Below are 25,298 nucleotides of genomic sequence, written 5' to 3'. Positions count from 1 at the left end.
GGGCGGCGCAGCCGCCTCAGGACGGGATGGCGGGGATCAGCGTGGCGCGGGCGTAGACGGTCTCGCCCTCCTGCAGCTGCAGCGCCTCGCTGTCGCCGCGGGTCACCTGCGCGGCGAACAGGTCGCCGGTGGCCGCGTTGCGCAGCTCCACCCGCACCTCGAACCCGAGGTGCACCACCCGCTCGACCGTGGCGCGGGTGACGCCCGCGGACTCCGCGGTGCCGGCCTTCTGGGCGACCGCCATGCTCGGGTCGCGCCCGACGCGGATGTCGTGCGGCCGGACCAGCTGGCCGTTGAGCTTGGCCACCGGACCGAGGAACGACATCACGAAGTGGTTCGCCGGCCGGTCGTAGAGGTCCCGCGGGGTCCCGACCTGCTCGATCCGCCCCTTGTTGAGCACCGCGATCCGGTCGGCGACGTCGAGCGCCTCCTCCTGGTCGTGGGTGACCAACACGGTGGTCACGTGCACCTCGTCGTGCAGGCGCCGCAACCAGGTCCGCAGGTCCTCGCGCACCTTGGCGTCGAGCGCGCCGAACGGCTCGTCGAGCAGCAGCACCTGCGGGTCCACCGCCAGCGCGCGGGCCAGCGCCATCCGCTGACGCTGACCACCCGACAGCTGCGCCGGGTAGCGGTGCTGGAACCCGTCGAGACCGACGATCTCGAGCAGGTCGTTGACCTTCTTGGTGATCTCGTTCTTCGGCCGCTTGCGGATCTTCAGGCCGAACGCGACGTTGTCCCGCACCGTCATGTGCTTGAACGCCGCGTAGTGCTGGAAGACGAACCCGATGTCCCGCTTCTGCGGCGGCACGCCGGTCACGTCCTTGCCGGCGATGGTGATGGTGCCGCCGTCCGGGTTCTCCAGGCCGGCGATCGACCGCAGCAGCGTCGACTTCCCCGAGCCCGACGGCCCCAGCAGCGCGGTCAGCGACCCGGCCGGGATCTCCAGGGTCAGGTCGTCCAGCGCGGCGAAGTCGCCGTAGTTCTTTCGCGCCCCGATCACGGAGATCATGCGTTGCTCCTCTTGCGGTCCAGCAGCGTCATCAGCAGCAGCGTCACCAGGGCGATGCCCATCAGCAGTGTCGCCGCGCAGTACGCGCCGTAGGTGTTGTGGTCGTCGATGTAGCGCGAGTGCACCAGCAGCGTCAGGGTCTGGGAGACGCCCGGGAACCCGGACGAGACCATGATCACCGCGCCGAACTCGCCGAGCGCGCGGGCCACGGTGAGCACCACGCCGTAGGTCAGTCCCCACCGGATCGCCGGCAGCGTGATCCGCCAGAAGGTCTGCCACTTGGACGCCCCGAGGGTGGCCGCGGCCTGTTCCTGCTCGTCGCCGATCTCGTGCAGCACCGGTTCGACCTCACGCACCACGAACGGCAGCGTGACGAAGATGGTCGCCAGCACCATGCCGGGCAGGCCGAAGATGACCTGGAACCCCCACGAGTCGAGCGCACCGAACCAGCCGTTGACGCCCCACAGCAGGATCAGCGAGACGCCGACCACGATCGGGGACACCGCGAACGGCAGGTCCACCAGCGCCTGCATCAGCCCGCGGCCGGGGAACCGGCCCCGGACCAGCGCCAGCGCCGTGACCACGCCGAACGCCACGTTGATCGGCACCACGATGGCCACGATCAGCAGCGACAGGTTCAGCGCCGAGATGGCCGCCGGCGTGGAGATCGCCTCGATGAACGAGGCGATGCCGCGCTCGAAGGTGCGCCACAGGATCACCATGATCGGCACCAGCAGCAGCATGAACAGGTAGCCGAGCGCGACCACCCGCATGCTCAGCCGGGCCGGGGTCGAGACGTTCACTGGGAATGCTCCTGACGTCGCTGGTTACGGCCGGCCACCACACGCAGCACGAGCAGCGTCAGGAACGAGATCGCCAGCAACGCCACCGAGATCGCGGCGGCGTCGACCGGCCGGTCGATCTCGATGCGCTGCTGGATCAGCTGCGAGGCCATCTGGGTCTCGTGCGGGATGTTGCCGCCGATCAGGACCACCGAGCCGTACTCGCCGATGGCCCGGGCGAACGCCAGCCCCGCGCCGCCGATCATCGCCGGGGCGAGCGTCGGCAGCACCACCTTCCGGAAGATCGTCAGGTTGCTCGCGCCGAGCGACGCCGCGGCCTGCTCGACGTCCCGGTCGAGTTCGATCAGCACCGGCTGCACCGACCGGACCACGAACGGCAGCGTCACGAACGCCAGCGCCACCACCAGGCCGGGCTGGGTCGCGTTGAGCTCGATGTGCACCGGGCTGTTCGGGCCGTACAGCGAGAGCAGCACGATGCTCGCCACGATCGTCGGCAGCGCGAACGGCAGGTCGATCAGCGCGTTGACGACGCGCTTGCCGGGGAACTCGTCGCGCACCAGCACCCACGCGATCAGGGTGCCCATCACCACGTTGATCAGGGCCACCACCACGGACACGCCGATGGTGATCCGCAGCGACGCAAGCGCCGCCGGGCTGGTGACCGCCTCCCAGAAGCCGGCCAGTCCGTCCTCGAGCGAGGTCACCGTCAGCGCCGCGAGCGGCAGCAGCACGATGACGCTGAGCCAGAGCATCGCCACGCCGATGCCGAGCGGGCCGACGGTGCCGGTGACCGAGGACCAGCCGCGGCGCCGCCGGGCCTTCGGCGCGGGCGCCGGGCCGGACGCGACGTCGGCGGCCGACGGGGAGCCGATCTGGGACACCGCTCCCCCCGTCGCCGTGTCGGTCGCACTCGTCACGGTCAGGCTACTTGCTGACGCCGTCATAGATCCTCGCGATCGTTCCGGAATCCTTCTTGAACAGGGAGTCGTCGATGGCCTTCCACCCGCCCAGGTCCTCGACCGTCCACAGCTTCGCCGGGGCCGGGAAGTCCGCGGCGAACTCGGCGGCGACCGCGGGGTCGACCGGGCGGAAGCCGGACTCGGCCCAGAGCTTCTGCGCCTCGGGGGTGAACAGGAAGTCCTTGAACGCCGTCGCCTGCTCGGGGTTCTTGCTGTTCTCCAGCACCGCAACCGGGTTCTCGATCTTGAAGGTGGTCGGCGGGGTGACGTGCTCGACGGGGTCGCCGTTGCGCTCGGCGAAGAGCGCCTCGTTCTCGTAGCTCAGCAGCACGTCGCCGCGGCCCTGCAGGAACGTCTCCGTCGCCTCGCGGCCGGACTTCGGCTGCACCTTCACGTGGTCGGTGACCAGTGCGTTGACGTAGTCGAGTCCGGCCTGCGGGTTCGCGCCGCCGTCACTCTTGGCCGCGTAGGGGGCCAGCAGGTTCCACTTCGCCGACCCGGAGCTGAACGGGTTCGGGGTGATCACCTCGATGCCCGGCGCCAGCAGGTCGTCCCAGTCCTTGATGCCCTTGGGGTTGCCCTCGCGCACCACGACGGTGACCACCGAGCCGAACGGAATGCCGTGGTAGGCATCGGCATTCCAGTCCTCGCTCACCAGACCGGCATCGACGAGCCGGGTGATGTCCGGCTCGACGGAGAAGTTGACGACGTCGGCCGGCGCCCCGTCCTTGACCTTGCGGGACTGGTCGCCCGACGCCCCGTAGGACGGCTGGACCCGCACGTCCTTGCCCGCCTCCGTCTGCTGGAAGGCGGGGACAACCGCGTCGAAACCGACCTTGGGCACCGCGTACGCGAACAGGTTGATGGTGGTCGCGTCGCCGTCGGCGCCTGACTCACCGCCGATCACGTCGGAGGAACCGCCGCTGCAGGCGGTCAGGGCCACCGTCGCGGCGGTGAGGACCGCGGTGAGGAGGAGTCCGGGACGGGTGACACGTGAGCGAATGCTCATGAGGGTTGTGCCTTTCACGACTGCGCCACGAGGGCGAGAGGATTCGTCGATCACAGACCACACGAACGCCACGCCCGGGCGGGCGTGGTGTCGGGGTGACCGAGGAGAAAGAGAGAAAGGTGCCCACTGACGTGGGGCGAACCGGCCGCGGCGTCAGCCGCAGGGCGGGGACGTCAACAACAGTCGATGTCGGCGACCGCAAGCATGCCGACAGCGATCAACGCCAACTCATGGCGGACCTGGTGCACGACGGTTGCAGACACGCGGGTGAATCTATCAGAGCCCGCGGCTCGGCTCGAACCGMGCCGCGGACACGGGGGGCTAGCGGGTCAGCAGCCAGCCGACCAGGACCAAGAGGATCAGTGCGATCAGCGCGAGGGTCACTCGTGAACGGGGCATCAGTGCTCACCTCCGACCACGGTCGGGGCCGGCACCGACGCACGGTCACGACCGAGCAGCGCAAATACCCGGGCGAGCACCAGATCGAATCCTCGGGCGATGCCGAAGGCCGCCGGCAGCACCACGCCCATCACCAGCAACAGTTGCGGGACGTACGGCAGGCCGATGAGCCACAGCTCGGCTCCGTCCCACCAACTGGCGATCTGATTCACGGACCCACCCTATCGTCCGGCTCCCGGGTGGACGCCCGCGCCCGGCGGGCAGATGATGAGCTGATGGGAACCTCCGAGGACGCCGAGCTCCCCGCCAACCTGCCCGCCGTCGTCGACTCGACGCACCGCAGCACCTTCCCGCCGATCGACGACTACGCATTCCTCTCCGACTGCGAGAGCACCTGCCTGATCTCCCGCAGCGGCGCCGTCGAGTGGATGTGCCTGCCGCGCCCGGACTCCCCCAGCGTGTTCGGGGCCGTCCTGGACCGCAGCGCCGGGCACTTCCGGATCGGGCCCTACGGGCAGAACGTGCCGGCCGCGCGCCGGTACCTGCCGGGCGGCCTGATCGTCGAGACCACCTGGCAGACCGAGACCGGCTGGCTGGTGGTCCGCGACGCCCTGGTGATGGGTCCGTGGCACAACAACACCCACCGCTCCCGCACCCACAAGCGCACCCCGACCGACTGGGACGCCGAACACATCCTGCTGCGCACCGTCAAGTGCGTGAGCGGGACGGTCGAGCTGGAGATGAGCTGCGAGCCCGCCTTCGACTACCACCGGTCCACCGCACGCTGGGAGTACACCGGCAAGGTGTACGAGGAGGCCACCGCGACCTGCGAGGCCAGCGCGCTCGGCGAGCAGCCGACGCTGCGGGTGACCACCAACCTCAAGCTCGGGCTCGAGGGCCGCGAGGCCCGGGCCCGCACCCGGATGTTCGAGGGCGACAACGTCTTCGTCGCCCTGACCTGGGCCGACCAGCCGATGCCGACGACCTTCGAGGAGGCCGCGGACAAGATGTGGAAGACCGCCGAGTGCTGGCGGCAGTGGATCAACATCGGCCGCTTCCCCGACCACCCGTGGCGGGGCTACCTGCAGCGCAGCGCCCTGACCCTCAAGGGGCTCACCTACGCGCCCACCGGTGCCCTGCTCGCCGCATCGACCACGTCCCTGCCGGAAACCCCCGGCGGCGAACGGAACTGGGACTACCGCTACGCGTGGGTCCGGGACTCCACCTTCGCCCTGTGGGGCCTGTACACCCTGGGCCTGGACCGGGAGGCCAACGACTTCTTCGCGTTCATCTCCGACGTCTCGCAGTCCGACGACGGGCACCCGAACCCGCTGCAGGTGATGTACGGCATCGGCGGCGAGCACTCCCTCGAGGAGCAGGAGCTCAGCCACCTGTCCGGCTACGACGGCGCCCGTCCGGTGCGGATCGGCAACGGCGCGTACACCCAGGACCAGCACGACATCTGGGGCACCATGCTGGACTCGGTGTACCTGCACGTCCGCTCCCGCGACCAGGTGCCGGACGCGCTGTGGCCGCTGCTCAAACGCCAGGTCGAGGAGGCGATCAAGCACTGGCGCAAGCCCGACCGCGGCATCTGGGAGGTGCGCGGCGAACCGCAGCACTTCACCACCTCCAAGCTGATGTGCTGGGTGGCCCTCGACCGCGGCGTCAAGCTCGCCACCCTGCACGGGGAGAAGTCGTACGCCCGGCAGTGGTCCGAGATCGCCGAAGAGATCCGGGCCGACATCCTCGAGCACGGCGTGGACGAACGCGGCGTGTTCACCCAGCGGTACGGGCACCCGTCGCTGGACGCGTCGCTGCTGCTGGTCCCGCTGCTGCGGTTCCTGCCGGCCGACGACCACCGGGTCCGCGCGACCGTGCTGTCCATCGCCGACGAGCTGACGGAGGGCGGGCTGGTGCTGCGGTACCGGGTCGAGACCACCGACGACGGCCTCTCCGGCGACGAGGGCACGTTCACCATCTGCTCGTTCTGGCTGGTGTCCGCGCTGGTCGAGATCGGCGAACTGCCCCGCGCCAAGCGGCTGTGCGAGCGTCTGCTCGGCTACGCCAGCCCGCTGAAGCTGTACGCGGAGGAGATCGACGCCCGCACCGGCCGGCATCTCGGCAACTTCCCGCAGGCGTTCACGCACCTGGCGCTGATCAACGCCGTCGTGCACGTGATCCGAGCCGAGGAGTCCGCCGCCTCCGGCACCTTCCAGCCCGCGCACTCCCCCACGTAGGCCGTCCGCCCTCCCTCCGCCGTTCCCCAATGTCACATTGGGTGCCCCGGGGATACCCGATGTGACATTGGGGACCCGACATCCGGGCACTTAACCGAGCCGACGGCCGCCCGCGCTCAGGCGAACCGGCGCAGCAACCGTTCCGCGTCGGCCGCGATCGCCCGCACCACGTCGCCCGCCGGACGTTCCGACGTCACCAGCCCCGCGACCTCCCCCGCGTACACGACGCCCTGCCGGGGGTCGGCCGGATCGTATGCGGCCGAAAGGGTTTCGTTGTCGGCGCCGCGACCGTCCCACTTGTCGGTGTAGTCGTTGGCCAGCGCCCGGCCGCCCCAGCGGGCCGGCCACGGCTGGTCGCGCGCCTGGTCGAAGACGGACGTGTACACCGTGTCGGCGCTGCCGGCCTCGATCAGCCGCCGCCGCGCGTAGTCCGGGCCGATGGTCTCGGGGCTCGCGAGCAGCGCGGTGCCGATCAGCGCGCCCTCCGCGCCCGCGGCGACGACGGCGGCCAGGCCGCGTCCGGTGCCGATGCCGCCGGCCGCGAGGACCGGCAGGCTGGTCGCGTCGAGCACCTCCTGCAGCAGCGGCAGCGTCCCGATCCGGCCGGTGTGGCCGCCGGCCTCACCGCCCTGCGCGATCACGAAGTCGACCCCCGCGCGTTCGACGACGCGCAGGTCCTCGACGGTGTTCACCTGCGACACCGCCAGCGCGCCCGCCGCGTGCACCCGCTCGACGTAGGGCGCCGGGTCGCCGAACGACAGGGAGACCACCCGGGGCTTCTCCGCGAGCGCCGCCCCGAGCAGCGTGTCGTCGTCGTCGAGCGCCCACGTCATCAGCCCGATACCCAGTGCGCCGCCGCCGATCTCGCGCGCGACCGCGGACTCGGCGGCGATCCACTCCGGCGTCGCGTAGCGCGCGGCGCCGAGCAGCCCGAGCCCACCGGCCCGGGTCACCTCGCCGGCGAGCTTGCCGCCGGCCCGGCCGCCCATCGGCGCACCGAGGATCGGCACATCCAGTCCCAGTTCACGGGTCAGCCAGGTGTCGATCACGGCACGCTCCTTCGGTTCCGGACGGCCGGCGTCGGTCCGCCGGACTACTTCTTGGGCTTCTCGCCGACCGACTCGGACGTCAGCGCCGCCACGAAGGCTTCCTGCGGGACCTCGACACGGCCGATGGTCTTCATCCGCTTCTTGCCCTCCTTCTGCTTCTCGAGCAGCTTGCGCTTGCGGCTGATGTCGCCGCCGTAGCACTTGGCGAGCACGTCCTTGCGGATCGCGCGGATGTTCTCGCGAGAGATGATCTTCGAGCCGATCGCCGCCTGGATCGGGACCTCGAACTGCTGACGCGGGATGAGCTCACGCAGCTTCGAGGTCATCCGGCCGCCGTACGCGCCCGCGTTGGTGCGGTGCACGATCGAGGAGAACGCGTCGACCGCCTCGCCCTGCAGCAGGATGTCGACCTTGACCAGGTCCGACTGCTGCTCGCCGGACTCCTCGTAGTCGAGGCTGGCGTAGCCCTTGGTCCGCGACTTGAGGGCGTCGAAGAAGTCGAACATGATCTCGCCCATCGGCAGCGTGTAGCGCAGCTCGACGCGCGTCTCCGACAGGTAGTCCATGCCGCCGAGTTCGCCGCGGCGGCTCTGACACAGTTCCATGATCGCGCCGGTGTACTCGCTCGGCGCGATGACGGTGCACTTGGCCATCGGCTCGTACACCTCGCGCACCTTGCCCTCGGGCCAGTACGACGGGTTGGTCACCTCGTGCTCGGCGCCGTCCTCCATCACCACGCGGTAGACCACGTTGGGTGCGGTGGAGATGAGCTCGAGGCCGAACTCGCGCTCGAGGCGGTCGCGGGTGATCTCCATGTGCAGCAGGCCGAGGAAGCCGCAGCGGAAGCCGAAGCCCAGCGCCACGGACGTTTCCGGCTCGTAGGCCAGCGCGGCGTCGTTGAGGCGCAGCTTGTCCAGGGCGTCGCGCAGCACCGGGTAGTCGGAGCCGTCCATCGGGTACAGGCCGGAGTAGACCATCGGCTTGGGGTCACGGTAGCCGACCAGTGGCTCGGTCGCGCCGTTGCGGAAGGTGGTGACGGTGTCGCCGACCCGCGACTGGCGGACGTCCTTCACACCGGTGATCAGGTAGCCGACCTCGCCGACGCCCAGGCCGGTGGTGGCCTTGGGTTCGGGCGAGATGATGCCCACCTCGAGCAGCTCGTGGGTGGTGCCGGTCGACATCATCGTGACCTTCTCGCGGGGACGGATCTTGCCGTCCACCACGCGCACGTAGGTGACGACGCCACGGTAGGCGTCGTACACCGAGTCGAAGATCATCGCGCGGGCCGGGCCGTCCGCGTCGCCCACCGGGGCGGGCACCTGACGGATCACCTCGTCGAGCAGTTCCTTGACGCCGACGCCCGTCTTGCCGGACACGCGAAGCACGTCGCCGGGCTCGCAGCCGGTGATGTGCGCGATCTCCTCCGCGTAGCGCTCAGGGTCGGCGGCGGGCAGGTCGATCTTGTTCAGGACCGGGATGATCTTGAGGTCCTTCTCCATCGCGAGATAGAGGTTGGCCAGCGTCTGCGCCTCGATGCCCTGGGCGGCGTCGACGAGGAGCACCGCGCCCTCACAGGCCTCGAGCGCGCGCGAGACCTCGTAGGTGAAGTCGACGTGGCCGGGGGTGTCGATCAGGTGGATGACGTATTCCTCGTCGTCCATCGTCCACGGCAGGCGGACGTTCTGGGCCTTGATGGTGATGCCGCGCTCGCGCTCGATGTCCATCCGGTCCAGGTACTGGGCACGCATCGCCCGCTCCTCGACCACACCGGTGAGCTGCAGCATCCGGTCCGCCAGCGTCGACTTGCCGTGGTCGATGTGCGCGATGATGCAGAAGTTCCGGATCCGGGAGGGATCCGTGAACGTCGTGTCGGCGAAGCTGCTGATGGCGAACCCCTTAACTGGACGGCACCGACCCGCTTTCGGGCCGCTGTCTCCATAGCAGGATATCCGTATCGCACGGCCGTGAATGCCGCGGTGTGCGTCGGCGGCGCAGGTCCGCCGCGATCGCGCCGGCGGGCGGTCGAGAAGATCTACACCGATCGGTCCGCGATCGGGTTCTGCGCGAGGTCCCCGGCGAGCAGAACGATCTGCGCCGCCGACCGGAATCACCCACCGTGCCGCGGGTGTCTGGGCGTGGCTCATCGGAACCCCGGCCCACGGGCCGCCTGGTCGGCCACCCGGATTTCACGCCGGAGGAAGTCGACAGCGGCGATCCGGCGTGTCAGTTGCGTGGTGCCGCGGCCTGGCGGCGCCATGCCAGGTCGCGGAGCCGGACCCAGTCGACGGTGGGTGCGGCGGGGTGTACCCCCGGGCGGTCGCGGGGTACCCGGACCCGGAGCCCGCCGGGCTCGATCGTGCAGCGCACGGGGGTGTCGAGGAGCAGCGATTCCCCGTCGACCCCGACCGGGGTCTCGGGTGCGTCGGCGTCGACGACCACCTCGGTCGCGGTGTTCTGGGTCAGGCCACGGACATTGACCCGGCCGAGGAGGCCGACCGCCTGGCGGGCGCTCGCAGCCGACACGGTCACTACTCCGAGTACGCCGCGGTCGAGCCGGTCTCGACGGCTCAGTCCGGCGAGATCGCTGGTGCCGTAGGGGTTGTTGCTCACCAGCACGGCCTGCGGGTTCCGCACGGTGAGGTTCCCGATTTCCGCGACGAGCGGCGAGCCCGCTTGTCCGGCGAGCAGGTCCGGGAGCATCTGGAGCACGGTCCCGGTCTTGTCGTCGCGGTAGGCCGGACTGCGGACCACCTCGGCGTAGACCCCGAAGGAGGCGTTGTTGACGAACGGCCTGCCGTTGATCCGGCCGAGGTCGACGGCGAGCTCGACCCCGTCGCGGAGGGCTTCGAGACAGCGGCTGGGATCGGCGCGGTCGAGGCCGAGGTCCATCGCGAAGTGGTTGCGCGTCCCGGCGCTGATCACCAGGAACGGCAGGTCGTGCTCGGCCGCGACCCCCGCGACGAGAGCCTGGGTCCCGTCGCCGCCGGCCACGCCGAGCAGGTCGGCTCCGCGCGCGACCGCCTGCCGGGCCAGTTCGGTGACGTCGACGGTTCCGGGCCCTTCGAGCAGGACGACCTCGGCGCCCAGTTCCTCGGCCTTGCGCTGGAGGTCGAATCTCGCGACCTTGCCGCCGCCGGAGTGTGGGTTCATGATCAGGATCGGACGCCGTGCGGGTGTGGCAAGCACCTCGTCGACGACCGTGTCCGACTGCCGTCCACGCAGGGCGGCGCGGGCGCAGAGCACGGCGAGGACCACCAGCACGAGGGACGCCAGCACGACGGCGAGCAGGTCGGCGCGGACGAAGAGGACCAGCACGACGATCGGCGTGAGCACCGCGATGGCCAGCGAAATCCAGCGCAGGACACCGCGACTGGCGAGGAACCAGTAGAGCGCCATCACGCCGACGACGAGGCCTCCGATCCCGACGAGGAGCACCCCTGCGGTGCTCAGCAGACCGGCGAACACCAGCGGCACCACCGCCGCGAGAATCGCGAGGGCGAACGCGGCCCGCGCCCACCAGCGCCGGGACCGGGTCGCGCTGTCGGAGGTGGCGGACCGGTCGTTGCTCGGCATCAGGACTCCCGTCGTGCGGTGATCCTGCCGTCGTCGATCGCCTCGAGCAGCGCGGCGTGGTCGCGGGCGTTCTGGTCGGCGTAGGTCTCGGCGAACTCGGCAAGTGCTCTGTCGAAGTCGTCGTCCGAGCCGAGGTACCCGGCGATGGCAAACCGGTCGCCGGCGCGTGCATGCGCGAATGCGAGCACGCGGGCGCACAGCCGGCCGTAGAGGGCCATCAGGTCGGCGGACATGGTCTCGATGACCGCCGAGCCCTTGCCGTCGCGCAGTTGGCGGACGTAATAGTCCCGGACCGTCCCGTGCGCGTCGGGCCCCTGTTGCCAGCCGAGCAAAATGTCGCTGGCGGCCTGTATCACCCTCTGCCCATCCACGACGCGTTCGCCCTGGTTCGCATAGGACGGGCCCTCCAGGTATCCGGCGAGGACCGACTGGCCTGCCTCCTTGGCCTGCAGGAACAGCGGGTCGCCGCCGGGGCCGAGGAGGAGAATGATCCAGGCCCGGGTGCCGACGCTGCCCACGCCGACGACCTTCCGAGCCGTCTGGACGTATTCGAATCGATCGAAAAGGACACGTCGCGCGGGTTCGAGGGTGTCGCGATACTCCCGTAGTCGCTGGATCAGCTCGCGGTTGATCCGCTCGGCTTCGACATCGCCGAGGATCTCCTCGATGGGGGCGATCAGCGGCGGCGCGCTCACGATCCGCGGCTGCCCGTTGCTCATGGTGGTCAATTTCGACAGCGCCTGCATGCTGTCGCGGCCCCAGGACTTGCGAATCGTCTTCTGGACACGTTTGCGGGTCGAGGAGTCCAGGACGTCGCGGAACTCGTCCAGCTGCGAGGCGGCGTCGATGTGGGCGTAGCAGACCGCGAGCTCGCCGCGGGCGGCCTGGTACGCCATCGTCTCGCGGTACTCGGCCGCGCAGGCGCGGGCGATCCGTTTGCGCTGTTTGCCACTGAACTCGTTCTGGCGCCCGGCCACAGCCAGGCTCGCGATGAGTCGTTTGACATCCCATTCGAACGGTCCGGGATAGGTCTCGTCGAAGTCGTTCACGTCGAAGGCGAGTTCGCGTTCGGGCGTCGCGAAGAGTCCGAAGTTGCTCAGGTGGGCGTCCCCGCAGAGCTGGGTGTACAGACCCGTGTTCGGGGCCTGTGAGAGGTCGTCGGCCATCACCAGCGCAGCGCCTCGGTAGAACGCGAACGGCGAGTCGGCCATCCGCCCGTACCGGATTGGGAGGAGTTCCGGGACCCGGCTGGAGGCCTGGGACTCGAGCAGCCCGACAGGGTCACGGTCGCTGGTCGGAGCGTGTTCGGCGATGGCGCCGAACGGGGTCCGGCGCCGGACCTTTTCGCCGTGTTCGATGCGGGCCGCCCGGGTCGGGTGGCCGACCCCGCCTGCGGGTCGCAGATCGGGAAAGGTGTCCAGTTCGGTCATGGCGTGATCCCTTGGGTGATGTTGTCCGCGGATGAGGGGAGGTCCGCCCTGGCGAGCGGCATGCCGTCGTCACTTCTGTGGGCCAGCCTGTCCCGGATGGGATCGCTGTCCTCACCGTCTCCGCGTACTCGACCGTCGGATTCTGGACATCCTGGCGGTCTCGGACACGGGGCGGGCGGTGGTCGCCGCCCATTTGATCGCAAGCGGGGCGCACCTGGGCATCGGCGGCGGAGCCGTCGAAAGCTCACGCGCGAGCCAGGCGCCCACGGATCCCGCCCAGCGGTTTCGCCGCCAGGCGGGACCAGGCCGTGCACGGGCGCACCCGTCAGGACTTGGACGCCTCGTCGATCTCCTTGCTGACCTGTTCGGGGTCCGCCTCGAGCTGCTTCTTGGTCACCTTGGATGCGCGTTCGAGCGCCTTCTCGACGCGCGCCTCGAGATCCGTCGCCGCGATGACGATCAACCCGCTGTCACCCTCGTCGAGCAGCTCGCCCACCTCCTTGAGGTCGGAGCGGCTCATCCCGGCCGCGACATGCCCGCCGAGCGCACCGAGACCGGCGCCACCCGCGCCGCCCAGCAACAGCCCGGCCCCGAGCCCGACGGCTGGGAACAGGGCCACCAGCGCGCCCCCGACCAGGCCGATGCCGAGTCCGCCCCAGGCGCCCTGCCGAGTCGGCTGCTCATGCTTCTTGACGATCTTGACCTTGCCCTTGTCCGTCCTGGTGATGACGGCCGCGTCGTAGGTGTCGACCAGGTGGGCCTCGACGTAGAGATCGTGGACGGCGTCGTAGTCGGCGATCGCGGCGTCCTCCGAGTCGTAGACCGCTGCAAGCAGAGCGAATGTGTCGAGGGCCATGATTTCCTCCGAATGAATTGGTCGACGGTGGGCCAGTGGACGCCGGCGATGAGTCGCTACCCGGTTGACGTAACGGCGATACCCAGGACACGAACCGCCTGGCCGTCGCACAGGGGCGGCGGCCGGGGACGGATCGGACCTGGCAGTACCTACCGGCAGTCCGGATGCCGAAGCCCAGAGGTCGAGCGCGATGCATTTGACGTCCGGCTTCCAGCCTCGGCAGCCGCGGCGCCGGGCGCATCCCCCAAAACGGGTGAACGCCCGCCAACTACCGGTACGACGCACGAGCTGCAGGTTCCGGGCGCGCGCGCTCGACCTCGTGCAGTGGGAACTGCAGATCCTCGGAACCGAACAGCCTCCGCCCCAGCCTCGTCGAGGCGGGGGTGGAGGCTGTGTCGGGGCTCTCAGGAAGAGGTCGTGGCGTACGTGACGAGCGCAATGCCGACGCCGGGGCCGCCGTCGGGCAGCTGCACCAGCGGACTCCTGGTGAACTTCAGTTCGGTGGGGTCCGACACCCAAATCGGGCTTCCGGCGTTCGCATGCCAAGACTCACGCATGTTGACCCGGATCCAACTGGTCAGGGCGCCGGGTTCAACCCAGAAGGTGTCCGGTGCGACCGGCCCCGCACCCACGAACTTCGTCGTAGGTGAGCTGAGAGCGTTCTTGTCGCCCACCCGCCGATACTCGGTCCTGGGGTTGCTCGACTTCGTACCGGGGTATTCCTTGGTTCCGACCTCCTCGTAGATCGGAACCCCCGCGTTCCAAGCCGCGATCAGTGCCTGGCTCGTCATTCCCTGGGGCGCGGCAATGTCGCCGACACCTGCGCCCGCCGCGAAAGTGGTGACGGGCGCCAGCGGATCCGTCGTTGCGCCCGCCGGTGCCGCCACGGCAATACCGATCGCGACCGCGACCACGCCCCCAGCTACTGCGCGTTTGGCTGAAATGCCCATGTCGATATCCCCCTCCTGGTTGGTGCCCTGTGGTGGGCGAAGGGGGTGCCGAACAAACCGCCCCCAACTGCTTCCCATCCCCAATGTCGGTAATGGATGCGTGGCCGTTACAAGAGGATTGGGAACTTTCGAGGCCCCGAGTCCTGGCGCGTGCCGGCGCTTCCTCCCACGTCAGTTACCGGACCGGACCGAGTCGCTCCATGCCGGCATTCGAATCTCTGAAGCATTGGCAGAAGCACTGGACGTCTCCCGGACGATCGGACCGGTCGTGCACTACTCGCCCCGCTTCCTCCACGGCCGCATTCGCTCACCCAATCATTCGCAGAATCGAACGGCCATTCCTCCACCAGCCAACGGATGGCAATTCGCCCACCCTCAGACAGGGACAATTGCCGCATCCAGCGGCCGACAGAACCGGATCGATTCCCGATGCCCTCGGCCTATCGCAGAACTGGCCACCGATACCTCTTGGCGCCGGTCACGAGAATCCCTGCCGTAAAGACGACGACAACTGCGACGCGTGACGTCTTGAACTTGCCGTCGGCTGGCGTACGTGAAGACATGGCGACCACCCCTCCGCTTCGCCCCAGAGTCCGGAACTGCCCCCGGACGGGGCTGGGCGACCAACGATAATTCGAAACGTAGCAATTTTCCAGCAAATAGATTTTCAGTGCGGCGCAGGCGATGACCGTACGGTCGCTCGGACCGCCCACGACGACGAGTTTTCGCCTCGCGACCGGTCGCCAGCTGTGGCAGAGCAGCGTGCAGAAGGACGGAGAGCCGATGTCACGCCCATTGGTGAACTTCATCGCGATCATCGCCCGTCGCTCCGGCGGGACGAGCTGAAGCCATGCTGATCTACTCGATGGGCGTCTCGGTGGACGGCTTCATCGCCGACCGCGAGGGCGCGTTCGGGTGGACGGTCCCTAACGAGGAGCAGTTTCGTTTCCACACCACGCAGGCGCGCGAGCTCGGCGGTTATCTTTGCGGCCGTAGGCTTTACGAGACGATGCTGCCCTGGGAGACGGATCCGTCGCTGCGCGACAACGAGCTCAGGTCGGCGTTCGCCGACGTCTGGTGCTCGATCCCGAAGGTCGTCTTCAGCCGCACGCTCGACAGCGTCCAGGGCAACGCCCGGCTCGCGACGGCGTCACTGGCCGAGGAGACCGCTACGGCGCTCGACGCGACCGACAAAGACGTCTCGATCGGCGGCGCCGGCCTGGCCGCGGCGGCTGTCGAGCTCGGCCTCGTCGACGAGCTGCGCATGTTCCGCAATCCGGTAGTCGTCGGTGGCGGGACGCCGTTCCTGCGGCCGGTCACCGAACGAACATACTTCCCTGGGGCGGGCGGCGTTTCGCGTTCCCCCATCAGGGTGTTTGCGTTGCGGACGGTGCCCTCGAAGCATCAACGCGGGAGCACCCGCGGATGAGACGAATGTGCCGCGACACACCTGGCGGCGGACGTAGGCTGACAGCATCTTCGGCCGGCGTCGGTGCTCGGGACCGGGTGCGGGCCGCCAGGCCGGGAGGTCCGTCGATGAGACAACGTCACCGTCTACGCCGGGCATCGATCGTCGCCGGGGCCGGCGTCGCACTGCTCGTCGCCGCACAGCCGGCCGCCGCCGCGCCGACCGACACCGTCTTCCCCATTCCCGTCGTAGGCGTCGGGTGGATGAATCCGCCCGGACTCCCCACCGGGGGCAGCATGTACGTGACCGCCAGCACCGACCCGGCGACGCCGGGCGTCACGCGATTCTCCAACGACCGCTACTGCTGCGTCTTCATTCATTGGCGAAACGTCGCGACCGGCGCGGCCGGGATCGCGTACCTCGGGTATCCGAGCGTCGAGGCCCAGACCGGGTCCGGAACCGTGGTCGCCGCCGTCACGGTGCCGACCGGCCCGCCCGGGTACCCGGCACTCATGCTCCTGCCCGGCGCCGGCGCCTGGACGGCCCCCTGACCGACGGAGTGTGTTCTCCGCGACGCTTCCGGCCGTGGACAGCCCAGAGAACCGCGATCATCCGGAAGATTCTCCAGCACAACCGATTACGTCGACATCGAGGACACCGGCATCAGACCCAGGGGAACGTCGGCACGAATCCCCCAGGCTTGACGGTGTGCCCACGTACACCGAGCCGGCGCCGGACAACTACCCGAAACGGACTCTCACTCGGCCAGAACCGCCGCCCCCTCGCACGGAAGGCTCGAGCTCGTGAGGACGACGAGTCGCTGGGTCGCCCGGGTCATCGCGACGTAGCGGTCGACCGCGCCCTCGATGCCGTCACCGAACTGCTCGGGGTCGACCAGGACGACCAGGTCGAACTCGAGGCCCTTCGCCAGTTCCGGGGTCAGCGACCGGACGCGGGTCGTCGCCGGGAACGTCCTGCTGCCGACGTCACCGGTGCCGATGACGCAGGCGATCCCGTCGGCATTCTCCGCGAGCCAGGTGTCGAGGACCGCGTCCAGCTCCGCGACGGACCCGTGGGCGACGGGGATGCCGCTGCTGCGGATGGAGGTCGGCACGTTGGCGTCCGGCAGCGCGGCCCGGATGACCGGCTCGGCCTCGGCCATCACCTCGGCCGGCGTCCGGTAGTTGATGCTCAGGGAGGCCAGGTCCATCCGGTCGAGCCCGATCCGCGCGAGCCGGTCCTGCCAGGACTCCGTGAACCCGTGCCGGGCCTGGGCGCGGTCGCCGACGATGGTGAAGCTCCGAGAAGGGCAGCGCAGCAGCAGCATCCGCCACTGCGCGTCGGTCAGTTCCTGCGCCTCGTCCACCACGATGTGCGCGAACGGACCGGCGAGCGCATCTTGATTGACGCGAGTCGGGTCGACGGCAGGCAGGGCGGCCTCGTCGACCAGCATCTCCTGCAGGTCCTGCTGCCGCAGCTGCGTCATCAGGCCCTCGCCGTCGGCGTAGGTGTCGGACGCGATCAGGTCGTCGATGACCCTGGACCGCTGCTCGCGCTCGGCCGCGACGGCGGCGTTGTGCCGACGCTGACGTCGTGACGCCTCGGGATCTCCGAGCCGCTGCCGTGCGGCGTCGAGCAGCGGCAGGTCGGAGACAGTCCACGCTTTCGCATCCGCGCGCTGCAGCTTCCGAACCTCGTCGGGGCTGAGCCAGGGCGCGCACTTGCGCAGGTAGGCGGGCACCGACCACAGGTCGGCGACGAGGTCGGCCGCCTCGATCAGCGTCCATGCGTTGTCGAGGGTGGTGCGCAGTTCGTCGTTGCGTTGCAGCGACTTCCGGAGCTGGGCAACCGGGACGTCACCGTCGTACTTGTCCACCAGGATCGTCAGCAGCAGCTCCCAGATCTGCTCGCGGGCTTCGTTGTGCGGGGTCCCCGGCTCCGGCGCCCCGAACGCCTCGGCCCAGTCGTCGGCGCCGAGCCATATGTCGGACCACTCGGACGCGACAGTCATCCCCTTGGTCGGCGGCTGCTCGTAGAACCTGACGGCCGCCTCGATCGCCTTCACCAGATCCGCCGACGACTTCAGGCGGGCCACCTCCGGGTCGGTCTCGTCCCGGGCTGCGGCACCCTCGGCGACCAGGTCGCGCAGTGTGCACAGCTGCACGCTGTCCTCGCCGAGGCTGGGCAGCACGTCGGCTACGTAGGCGAGGTAGGGCTCGTGCGGACCGACGAACAGCACGCCGTGACGGAGCCGGGGGTCGGAGTAGAGCAGGTACGCCGCGCGGTGCAGCGCGACAACGGTCTTGCCGGTGCCGGGACCGCCGTCGACGACGAGCGCGCCGCGAGATCCCGCGCGCACGATGGCGTCCTGGTCGGCCGCGATGGTGCCGAGCACGTCCCGCATCCGGGGCGACCGGTTGCTGCCCAGGCTGGCGATGAAGGCGGACTGGTCGTCGAGCGCGGCGTTGGCCTCCAACCCGTCGGGTGTGAACACCTCGTCCCAGTAGTCGCTGACCCGGTCACGGGCCCAGCGATACCTACGGCGGCTGGCCAGGCCCATCGGGTTGGCGTGGGTCGCCCCGAAGAACGGCTCGGCAGCGGGCGAGCGCCAGTCGACCAGCAGCTGGTTGCCCGCGCTGTCCATGAGGCCGAGTCGTCCGACGTACACGGCCTCGGAGTTGTCCGCCCCGACCATGCGTCCGAGGCACAGGTCCAGGCCGTAGCGACGCAGGGCGCGCAGCTCGGCGCCCAGCCGGTGGACCATCATGTCCCGCTCCATCGCCTCCTGGCCCATGCGGCGGGGCGCCTTTCGCTCCGCGTCGATGCGGTTGGACAGGTCCGCGATGGACCTCTCGAGACTTTCCGCGAGGGCCGCGAGGTGCCGCTCGTCGTCGGCGATCAGCGTCGGGTCGGCCTTGGGGGCGAGGCGGTCGCGAAGGTCGAACGCACTGGTGGTCAGAGGGCTCACAGCATCAGCTCCGAAGTCCGTAGGTTTTGGCCTGGCCAGCGATTCTGCGGCACCACCCGGGCCTTGCCGCAAGCCCCGGGGTCGGCTATAAATTGAAAATGGAAGGGAGTACGTACCCCTTTCATTCGGGTCGGCGACCGACACTCGACGAACCTCGCCACGATCACGGATCCGGAACACCTGGCCCACTGCCGGCGGCTACGCGCCCACCACGCCGAGCACCAGGACACCGTCCACGCCCGACACCTCCGCGCTCCCCCACCCTTCCGAGCGCATCAGCCCCCGTCGAAACACGCTCCGTACCCGCCTGTTTCGAATGTCGCGGTCGAACAGTACGTCGCCTCCGGGTAGTACGCACCCATGCTCGCCGCCGGGTCGGTGTGCTGGTCCTGCGAGGCCTGCACCGACTGCGGGTAGAACTGCCGGCTCGGCAGCATGTGCCGCAAGAACAGCACCTTCCGCGGCACGGCCGTCGAACCCCAGGGCAGGACCGTCACGGTCGGATCCGCCTGGGCTCGTGGCGGGACGTCGGCCGGCGCGGCCACCACGTAGGTGTAGTTCCCCGCGTCGTCGACCCGGGTCTGGAAGTCCGCCGCGCAGGCAACCACCGGGTACGGCGAGACCTGGTCGTTCTGGCACATCGACCAGTAGCGGACCTGGGTGCCCGGCTCGGTCGGCAGCGCGCCGGCGCGGGTGTCCGGGAAGGTCGGGGCCCGGCCGCGGACCACCACGATCCGGCCGGGCTGATAGGTCAGGCCGGCGCCGAGGTACTTGTTGTCACCGTTGGGGAAGAGCCCGGACGTGCTGGCCGGGTTGACGAAGGTGGCCTCGGGCACGCCGCCCGGGAAGGCGCCGGACGCGGCGCCGGCGATGACGTTGTCGAACGCCGCCGTCAGCGCCTGACCGACCGGACCGTTCTGCACGGTCGCGGGGTCGAACGCCGCCGCGCAGGTGGGCACCGGTGTCCGGACCGCGCCGTTGCCACGGACCAGCGTCACGTCCGGTAGCGGCACGCCCCCGGGAGCCGAGTTCGGGTCGTCGGGGACGTACACCCGGATGATCAGGAACCCGAGCGGCGCGGACTGGCCGGCGGCGGGCAGGCCCCGGATCTGGTTGACCGAGTGGTCGGCGGCGCCGGGCACCACCGTCGCATGCCAACGCCGTGCGGACTCGGGCGCAGCCGCCGCGGTGGGATCGGCAAACGGGTTGCCGCTGCCGGGGTCCGGTGCGATCTGGTCGTCCCGCAGCGTGTCGACGGTCCCGAAGTCGGTGCCGTAGGTGTTCAGGGACATGTACCGCGCGTCGGGGAAGGTGCCGCTCAACTCGATGTGCTCATCGGGGGTCAGTGCGTACGGCAGCACCCAGTACGTCGCGTTGACGTCCGGGAACGCCACGTTGAGCACCTGACTGTCCGACATGAACTGCCAGGCGCAACCGGGCTGGGACGCCGGCTGGGCCCGTTGCGCCGCACCGGCCGGAACCGCCGAGAGCGACGCGCACAGCACGGCGGCGGCCGCGAACGCGACAGATCTCGAGCGTGGCAACGAGTCAGCTCTGCCCATGACCCACCGGTCCCGTCTCGTCGGGTGCGGAGCGCAACGCGGTCGCGAATTCCAGTAAACACCCAGCGCCACGGCCATGTCGGCGCTCTCGTGGCAATACTGTGTCGTCATGAACTCTGCACGGGACTTCGTCGAGCTGTTGACCCTGGAACCTCTCGGCGTGGACGTCTACCGCGGCACCTGCCATTCGGGGTCCCCGATGCGCGCGTTCGGCGGACAGGTGGCCGCGCAGTCGCTGATCGCCGCCGGTCACACGGTCGGCGAGGAACGGGTGGCGCACTCCCTGCACGGCTACTTCATCCGCGGCGGACGCACGGACCAGCCGATCGAGTACCACGTCGACCGCACCCGGGACGGCGGTTCCTTCACCACCCGACGGGTCACCGCCGAGCAGGACGGCAAGGCGATCTTCAGCCTCTCCGCGTCCTTCCAGGTCCCCGAGGTCGGCACCGACCACCAGCCGACGATGCCGCAGGTGCCCAGGCCGGAGGAGCTCACCGCCGACAAGCACAAGTGGACGGCCTGGTTCGACGACGAACCCCCGGTGCCGGCGCTGGTCCTCGACCTCCGGTTCGTCGGCGACAGCACCGTCGGCCTGCCCGACGTCGGGAACGGCCCGCGGCAGCGGTTCTGGGTTCGGGTGCGGGACGACCTGCCCGACGAGAGCCTGCTGCACACGTGCGCGCTGACCTACATCTCCGACGTCAACCTGGTCCGCACCGTGAACCTGACCCGGGGCACCAGTTCCACCCCGCGCCAGGTGGCCTCGCTCGACCACGCGGTGTGGCTGCACCGCCCGTTCCGCGCCGACGAGTGGCTGCTGTTCACCCAGGAGGTCCCCAACGCGTCGGGCGGCCGCGGTCTGGCCCGGGGCCAGATCTACTCCGAGGACGGGGTACTCGTCGCCTCGGTGATGCAGGAGGCCCTCCTGCGCGACACCCCGCCCAGCGCCTAGGACTTCTCCAGGAATTCGATCTTGTCGATCGCCAGCGCGGCGGTGACCATCGAGGCCAGGCCGGGGTGCGCGGTCAGCTCGGGGTCCGCGGTCACCACCTTCTGCGCGAACTCCCGGGCCGCCTCGATGACGTCCTCGTGGTCCAGCAGCGAGAGCAGCCGCAGCGTCGACAGGCTGCCGGACTGGGCGGCGCCGAGCACGTCACCCTCCCGCCGCTGCGCCAGGTCCAGCTGCGCGAGTTCGAAGCCGTCGTTGGTGCCGGCGACCGCGGTGAGCCGCTGGTACGCGGGCGACTGGGGGCTCATCTCCGTGATCAGGATGCACAGGCCCTGGTGCCCGCCGCGGCCGACCCGGCCACGCAACTGGTGCAGCTGACTGACGCCGAACCGGTCCGCGTCCTGGAGCACCATCACCGTCGCGTTCGGCACGTCCACGCCGACCTCCACCACCGTGGTGCACACCAGCACGTCGATCCGGCCGGCCGTGAAGTCCTTCATCACGGCGTCCTTCTCGTCGGACGGCAGCCGGCCGTGCAGCAGCCCCACCTCCAGCGACGAGAGCGCGCCGAAGCGGAGCTCGTCGAACAGCGCGAGCGCCGCGACGGTGTTCTGTTCCTTCGCGTCGGGCCCCTCGTCGTCACCCTCCCCGATCCGCGAGCACACCACGTACGCCTGCCGGCCCTGCGCCACCTCCTCGCGGATCCGTTCCCAGGCCCGGTCCACCCATGCCGGCTTCTCGCTGGCGGAGACCACCCGGCTGACGATCGGCGACCGGCCCCGCGGCAGCTCCCGCAGCGTGGAGGTCTCGAGGTCGCCGAGCACGGTCATCGCGATGGTCCGGGGAATCGGCGTCGCGGTCATCACCAGCAGGTGCGGGCTCAGTCCCTCGCGGGCACGGCCGCGCAGGGCATCGCGCTGCTCGACACCGAAGCGGTGCTGCTCGTCGACCACCACCATGCCGAGGTTGAAGAACTCCACGCCGTCCTGGATGAGGGCGTGCGTCCCGATCACGATGCCGGCGTCACCGGTGACCGCCTCGAGCAAGGCCGTCCGGCGCGCCGCGACGGGCATCGACCCGGTCAGCAGGGTGACCCGGGTGGCATTCCCGGCGGCGTCGAGTTCCCCTGCGGTGCCGAGGTTTCCGAGCATCTGACGGATCGACCGCGCGTGCTGGGCGGCGAGCACCTCGGTGGGTGCGAGCAGCGCGCACTGGTGTCCGCTGTCCACCACCTGCAGCATGGCCCTCAGCGCGACGATGGTCTTACCCGAGCCCACCTCGCCCTGCAACAGGCGGTTCATCGGGTGTGGACGGGTCAGGTCCGCCGAAATCTCCTCCGCCACGGCCTGCTGGCCGTCGGTGAGGGTGAACGGCAGCATCGCGTCGAACGCCGCGGCGATGCCGTCCGGCTTCGGTGGGCACGCCGGGGCGACGCGACCCTCGGCGGTGTGCCGACGTTGCGCCAGCACCAGCTGCAGCGCCGCGGCCTCGTCGAACCGGAGCCGCTCACGGGCCCGGACCACCTCCTCCTGCGTCTCCGGCAGGTGCACCAGGCGCAGTGCCTCGTCCAGCCCGATCAGGCCGTGCTCGCGCCGGACCGACTCGGGCAGCGGGTCCTCCACGTCGTCGAGCTGGTCCAGCACCTGACGCATGCACCGCATCAGGGTCCAGCTCTCCACGTCACGGGTCGCCGGGTACAGCGGGATGAGGCTGCGTTCGAAGACCGACATGTCCACGCCGGAGCCGTCCTGCGCGCTGCGCGCCATCCCCGCCAGCTCACCCGCACCGCGGATGCTGCCCGAGACGATGTCCTCCTCGCCCGGCTCCGGCAGGAGCAGGTAGCTCGGGTGGGTCAGTTCGGGCTTGTTGTTGAAGTACTTCACCTTGCCCGAGAACATCGCCCGGGTGCCGGTGCGGACCAGGTGCTTGACCTTCTGCCCGTTGAAGAAGGTGGCGTCGATGCTCTGCTGGTCCGCGGCGTCCTTCTGGTCGGGGACCAGGGTCGCCTTGAGCAGGAAGCCGCGCCCGGACCGCATTGCCCGCAGGTCCGTCTTGCTCACCCGCGCGACGACGGTGAGGTGCGCGCCCTCTTCCGGGCGCTGGTCCACCAGCCCCGTGCCCCGGGTCGCGTAGCGGTGCGGGTAGTGCCGCAGCAGGTCCTGCACGGTGCTGATGTCGAAGACCTCGGCCAGTGCGGCCGCCGTCTTCTGTCCGAGCAGGTGGTCGAGTCGATCCGTCAGTGTTGCCAATGTTCCTTCTCGTCCCTACTCGACGCCGAGTTGCAGCAGGTCGCCGTCCTGGCCACCGGGGTAGACCAAGACCTCCACCCCCGGATGGTGCCGGTCGACGTGGTCGATGAGCATGTCCGCGAGTCCGTCCGGCGCGGCGGCGCCGAGCAACAGGGTGACCATCTCGCCGCCCACCCCGAGCACCTGGTCCAGCAGTCGCCTTCCGGCCTCCGACGCATCGGGCGCGATCACCACCACCTCGTGACCGATCAGGCCCAGACCGTCTCCGGGTTCACAGGTGCCGACCAGGGTCAGGGCCCGTTCCGGGGCAATCCGCAGCGACCCCCACCGGGTGCTGGCCGCGGCCTCCGACATGGTGAACGCGTCGTCCGCCGCGACCCGCGACGGGTCGTGCACGGCCAGCGCCGCCAGCCCCTGCACCGTCGACGAACTCGGCAGCATCAGTACCGAATGGTTCTCGTTGCGAGCCGCCACGCTGACGGCCACCAGTTCCTGTGCGGACAGGGCACCGTTCGGCAGCACCAGGACCTCGCCGTGCCCGACGTCGCGGATTGCCGCGAGCAACTGCCCGGGGGTCACCGACTGCTTGTACCGCAGCACCTCGGCGCCCTCCTCCTCGAACAGGTCCGCCGCACCCGCACCCGCGACCACCGCCAGGATGCCGCGGGTGGCGGCCGGCGCCGGGCCGAGGCGGCGACGCTGGTCGAGGACGAAGCACGAGATCCGAACCTGATGGGGGCGGCCGGCGGCGAGACCCGCCTCCACGGCCGCACCGGGGTCTGCGCAGTGCACGTGCACGGAGTACGCACCGGCCCCGTCACCGACGATGATCACCGAGTCGCCGAGCGCGTCGAGGTCGGACCGCAACGCGCCGACCCGCACGTCGTCGCTGTCGGCGAGCAGATACATCACCTCGTAGTCCTGGTCGTCCGCCTGATCCACGCAGTCCGGCGTCGGGACCTCGACCTCGACGACCGGCACCCGGGGCACCGCCACGCCGAGGTCGACCCGTTCCGGGGTCTCGCCCGTCACCACGCCGACCAGCGCGTCGAGGATCACCACCAGGCCCAGGCCGCCCGCGTCGACGACGCCGGCCAGTCCGAGGGCGGCGAGCTGGGACGGGGTTCGGGCGAGCGCCTCGGCGGCTGCGTCCGCCGCGGCGCGGACCACGTCGGACAGCGGGGTGTCGTGCGGGCAGGCGCTGGCGGCGGCGGCCCCGTGCCGCAGCACCGTCACGATGGTGCCCTCGACGGGCACGCTGATCGCCTCGGCGGCGAGAACCGAGGCCTCGTTCAGTGCGGACCGGGCGGTGGCGGCGTCGAGGCGCCCGCAGTCGGCGGCCTCCGCGATGCCACGCAGCACCTGGGAGAGGATCACGCCGGAGTTGCCGCGGGCTCCCGCCACTGCCCCGCGGGCCAGGGCGGCCGCGACCTCGCTCACCGACGCGTCCGACGCCGTCAACGCCTCGGCGGCCGCCGCGCGCATCGTGACGAGGAGGTTGGTGCCGGTGTCGGAGTCCGGGACCGGGAAGACGTTGAGCCGGTTGATCTCGTCGCAACGGCTCTCGAGGCCGTCCACACAGGCCCGCGCCCAGCGCCCCAGGGCCGTACCGTCCACGCTGTCCAGGGCCTTGAACACGTCGCTTCGTTTCCTCCGCCCGAGTGGGTATTGTCGACCTCGCAAGACTAGCGGTCGGGTCGGACAGTGCGCCCCGAGCGATGCGCAGGCGAGGCCGGTTTGGTCAATCGAGGCAAATACGGCTAGTCTTTCGGGGTTGCCTCGCAAGGGTCGCTTCAGTGTCTCCTGTTCGTAGGCAGGCTCAATCGCTCCACCTGCAAGACAATTTCAGTTTCCATTCACTTAAATCAAGGAGTTCGCGACT

20 protein-coding genes are annotated in these 25,298 nt (G+C 69.9%); 4 read left to right on the top strand and 16 right to left on the bottom strand.

Annotated features, from left to right (window positions below; all coding sequences use genetic code 11):
• Positions 1–16 precede the first annotated feature (16 nt).
• The 6 genes from AC1DWC_RS06030 to AC1DWC_RS06005 all read right to left on the bottom strand — a co-directional run bounded on the left by AC1DWC_RS06030 (position 17) and on the right by AC1DWC_RS06005 (position 4,391).
• The gene (locus AC1DWC_RS06030; RefSeq protein WP_477906606.1) at positions 17–1,009 is read right to left on the bottom strand and encodes a sulfate/molybdate ABC transporter ATP-binding protein; all 993 of its coding nucleotides are present in this window, start codon (positions 1,007–1,009) and stop codon (positions 17–19) included.
• A complete protein-coding gene (gene cysW, locus AC1DWC_RS06025; RefSeq protein WP_092776183.1) occupies positions 1,006–1,782 on the bottom strand; it encodes a sulfate ABC transporter permease subunit CysW in 777 nt (258 codons plus the stop codon). The genes AC1DWC_RS06030 and cysW overlap by 4 nt, the downstream gene beginning before the upstream one ends.
• A gap of 26 nt (positions 1,783–1,808) precedes the next feature.
• Entirely contained in the window at positions 1,809–2,684 is an 876-nt protein-coding gene (cysT, locus tag AC1DWC_RS06020; protein WP_477906677.1) for a sulfate ABC transporter permease subunit CysT, read from the bottom strand.
• 52 nt (positions 2,685–2,736) lie between these two features.
• A complete protein-coding gene (locus AC1DWC_RS06015; protein ID WP_477906605.1) occupies positions 2,737–3,780 on the bottom strand; it encodes a sulfate ABC transporter substrate-binding protein in 1,044 nt (347 codons plus the stop codon).
• Between the two features lie 173 nt (positions 3,781–3,953).
• A complete protein-coding gene (locus tag AC1DWC_RS06010; protein WP_425439070.1) occupies positions 3,954–4,043 on the bottom strand; it encodes an Ms4533A family Cys-rich leader peptide in 90 nt (29 codons plus the stop codon).
• A 135-nt stretch (positions 4,044–4,178) separates the two neighbouring features.
• Positions 4,179–4,391, bottom strand: coding sequence for a hypothetical protein (locus AC1DWC_RS06005; protein WP_072845169.1), 213 nt, complete (start codon positions 4,389–4,391; stop codon positions 4,179–4,181).
• Between the two features lie 63 nt (positions 4,392–4,454).
• Between AC1DWC_RS06005 and AC1DWC_RS06000 the strand changes: the two genes are divergently transcribed.
• On the top strand, positions 4,455–6,419 hold the full coding sequence (locus AC1DWC_RS06000) for a glycoside hydrolase family 15 protein (protein WP_477906604.1): 1,965 nt from the start codon (positions 4,455–4,457) through the stop codon (positions 6,417–6,419).
• A 116-nt stretch (positions 6,420–6,535) separates the two neighbouring features.
• Here the strand turns inward: AC1DWC_RS06000 and AC1DWC_RS05995 are convergent, their stop codons facing one another.
• The 6 genes from AC1DWC_RS05995 to AC1DWC_RS05970 all read right to left on the bottom strand — a co-directional run bounded on the left by AC1DWC_RS05995 (position 6,536) and on the right by AC1DWC_RS05970 (position 14,277).
• Complete coding sequence (locus AC1DWC_RS05995) at positions 6,536–7,468, bottom strand: NAD(P)H-dependent flavin oxidoreductase (protein WP_477906603.1); 933 nt, start codon at positions 7,466–7,468, stop codon at positions 6,536–6,538.
• A gap of 44 nt (positions 7,469–7,512) precedes the next feature.
• On the bottom strand, positions 7,513–9,354 hold the full coding sequence (gene lepA / locus AC1DWC_RS05990) for a translation elongation factor 4 (RefSeq protein ID WP_477906676.1): 1,842 nt from the start codon (positions 9,352–9,354) through the stop codon (positions 7,513–7,515).
• A 337-nt stretch (positions 9,355–9,691) separates the two neighbouring features.
• Positions 9,692–11,041, bottom strand: coding sequence for a diacylglycerol/lipid kinase family protein (locus tag AC1DWC_RS05985; RefSeq protein WP_477906602.1), 1,350 nt, complete (start codon positions 11,039–11,041; stop codon positions 9,692–9,694).
• Positions 11,041–12,471: a DUF2252 domain-containing protein gene (locus tag AC1DWC_RS05980; RefSeq protein WP_477906601.1), complete on the bottom strand. Its 1,431-nt coding sequence runs from the start codon at positions 12,469–12,471 to the stop codon at positions 11,041–11,043. Before AC1DWC_RS05980 ends, AC1DWC_RS05985 begins: the two co-directional genes overlap by 1 nt.
• Positions 12,472–12,796: 325 nt before the next feature.
• Complete coding sequence (locus AC1DWC_RS05975; RefSeq protein WP_477906600.1) at positions 12,797–13,327, bottom strand: DUF1269 domain-containing protein; 531 nt, start codon at positions 13,325–13,327, stop codon at positions 12,797–12,799.
• 404 nt (positions 13,328–13,731) lie between these two features.
• Positions 13,732–14,277, bottom strand: a complete 546-nt coding sequence (locus AC1DWC_RS05970) for a hypothetical protein (RefSeq protein WP_477906599.1) — start codon at positions 14,275–14,277, stop codon at positions 13,732–13,734.
• Between the two features lie 850 nt (positions 14,278–15,127).
• Here AC1DWC_RS05970 and AC1DWC_RS05965 point away from each other — a divergent pair.
• Positions 15,128–15,706 (top strand): dihydrofolate reductase family protein, encoded by a 579-nt coding sequence (locus AC1DWC_RS05965; RefSeq protein WP_477906598.1) that lies wholly within the window; start codon positions 15,128–15,130, stop codon positions 15,704–15,706.
• A gap of 107 nt (positions 15,707–15,813) precedes the next feature.
• Positions 15,814–16,236, top strand: a complete 423-nt coding sequence (locus AC1DWC_RS05960; protein ID WP_477906597.1) for a hypothetical protein — start codon at positions 15,814–15,816, stop codon at positions 16,234–16,236.
• Between the two features lie 206 nt (positions 16,237–16,442).
• Here the strand turns inward: AC1DWC_RS05960 and helR are convergent, their stop codons facing one another.
• Together helR and AC1DWC_RS05950 are read right to left on the bottom strand one after the other, a co-directional pair.
• Entirely contained in the window at positions 16,443–18,653 is a 2,211-nt protein-coding gene (gene helR / locus AC1DWC_RS05955) for an RNA polymerase recycling motor ATPase HelR (RefSeq protein WP_477906596.1), read from the bottom strand.
• Positions 18,654–18,928: 275 nt separating this feature from the next.
• Entirely contained in the window at positions 18,929–20,215 is a 1,287-nt protein-coding gene (locus AC1DWC_RS05950) for a hypothetical protein (RefSeq protein WP_477906595.1), read from the bottom strand.
• Positions 20,216–20,324: 109 nt separating this feature from the next.
• Between AC1DWC_RS05950 and AC1DWC_RS05945 the strand changes: the two genes are divergently transcribed.
• Complete coding sequence (locus AC1DWC_RS05945) at positions 20,325–21,170, top strand: acyl-CoA thioesterase (RefSeq protein ID WP_477906594.1); 846 nt, start codon at positions 20,325–20,327, stop codon at positions 21,168–21,170.
• Here AC1DWC_RS05945 and recG read toward each other — a convergent pair.
• Entirely contained in the window at positions 21,167–23,416 is a 2,250-nt protein-coding gene (gene recG, locus AC1DWC_RS05940) for an ATP-dependent DNA helicase RecG (RefSeq protein ID WP_477906593.1), read from the bottom strand. The genes AC1DWC_RS05945 and recG overlap by 4 nt on opposite strands.
• 15 nt (positions 23,417–23,431) lie before the next feature.
• Complete coding sequence (locus AC1DWC_RS05935) at positions 23,432–25,054, bottom strand: DAK2 domain-containing protein (RefSeq protein ID WP_477906592.1); 1,623 nt, start codon at positions 25,052–25,054, stop codon at positions 23,432–23,434.
• Positions 25,055–25,298 lie beyond the last annotated feature (244 nt).

The sequence above is a fragment of the Rhodococcus sp. P4_C10 genome (assembly GCF_056402135.1).
This window is presented reverse-complemented; position numbering and strand designations above follow the sequence as displayed.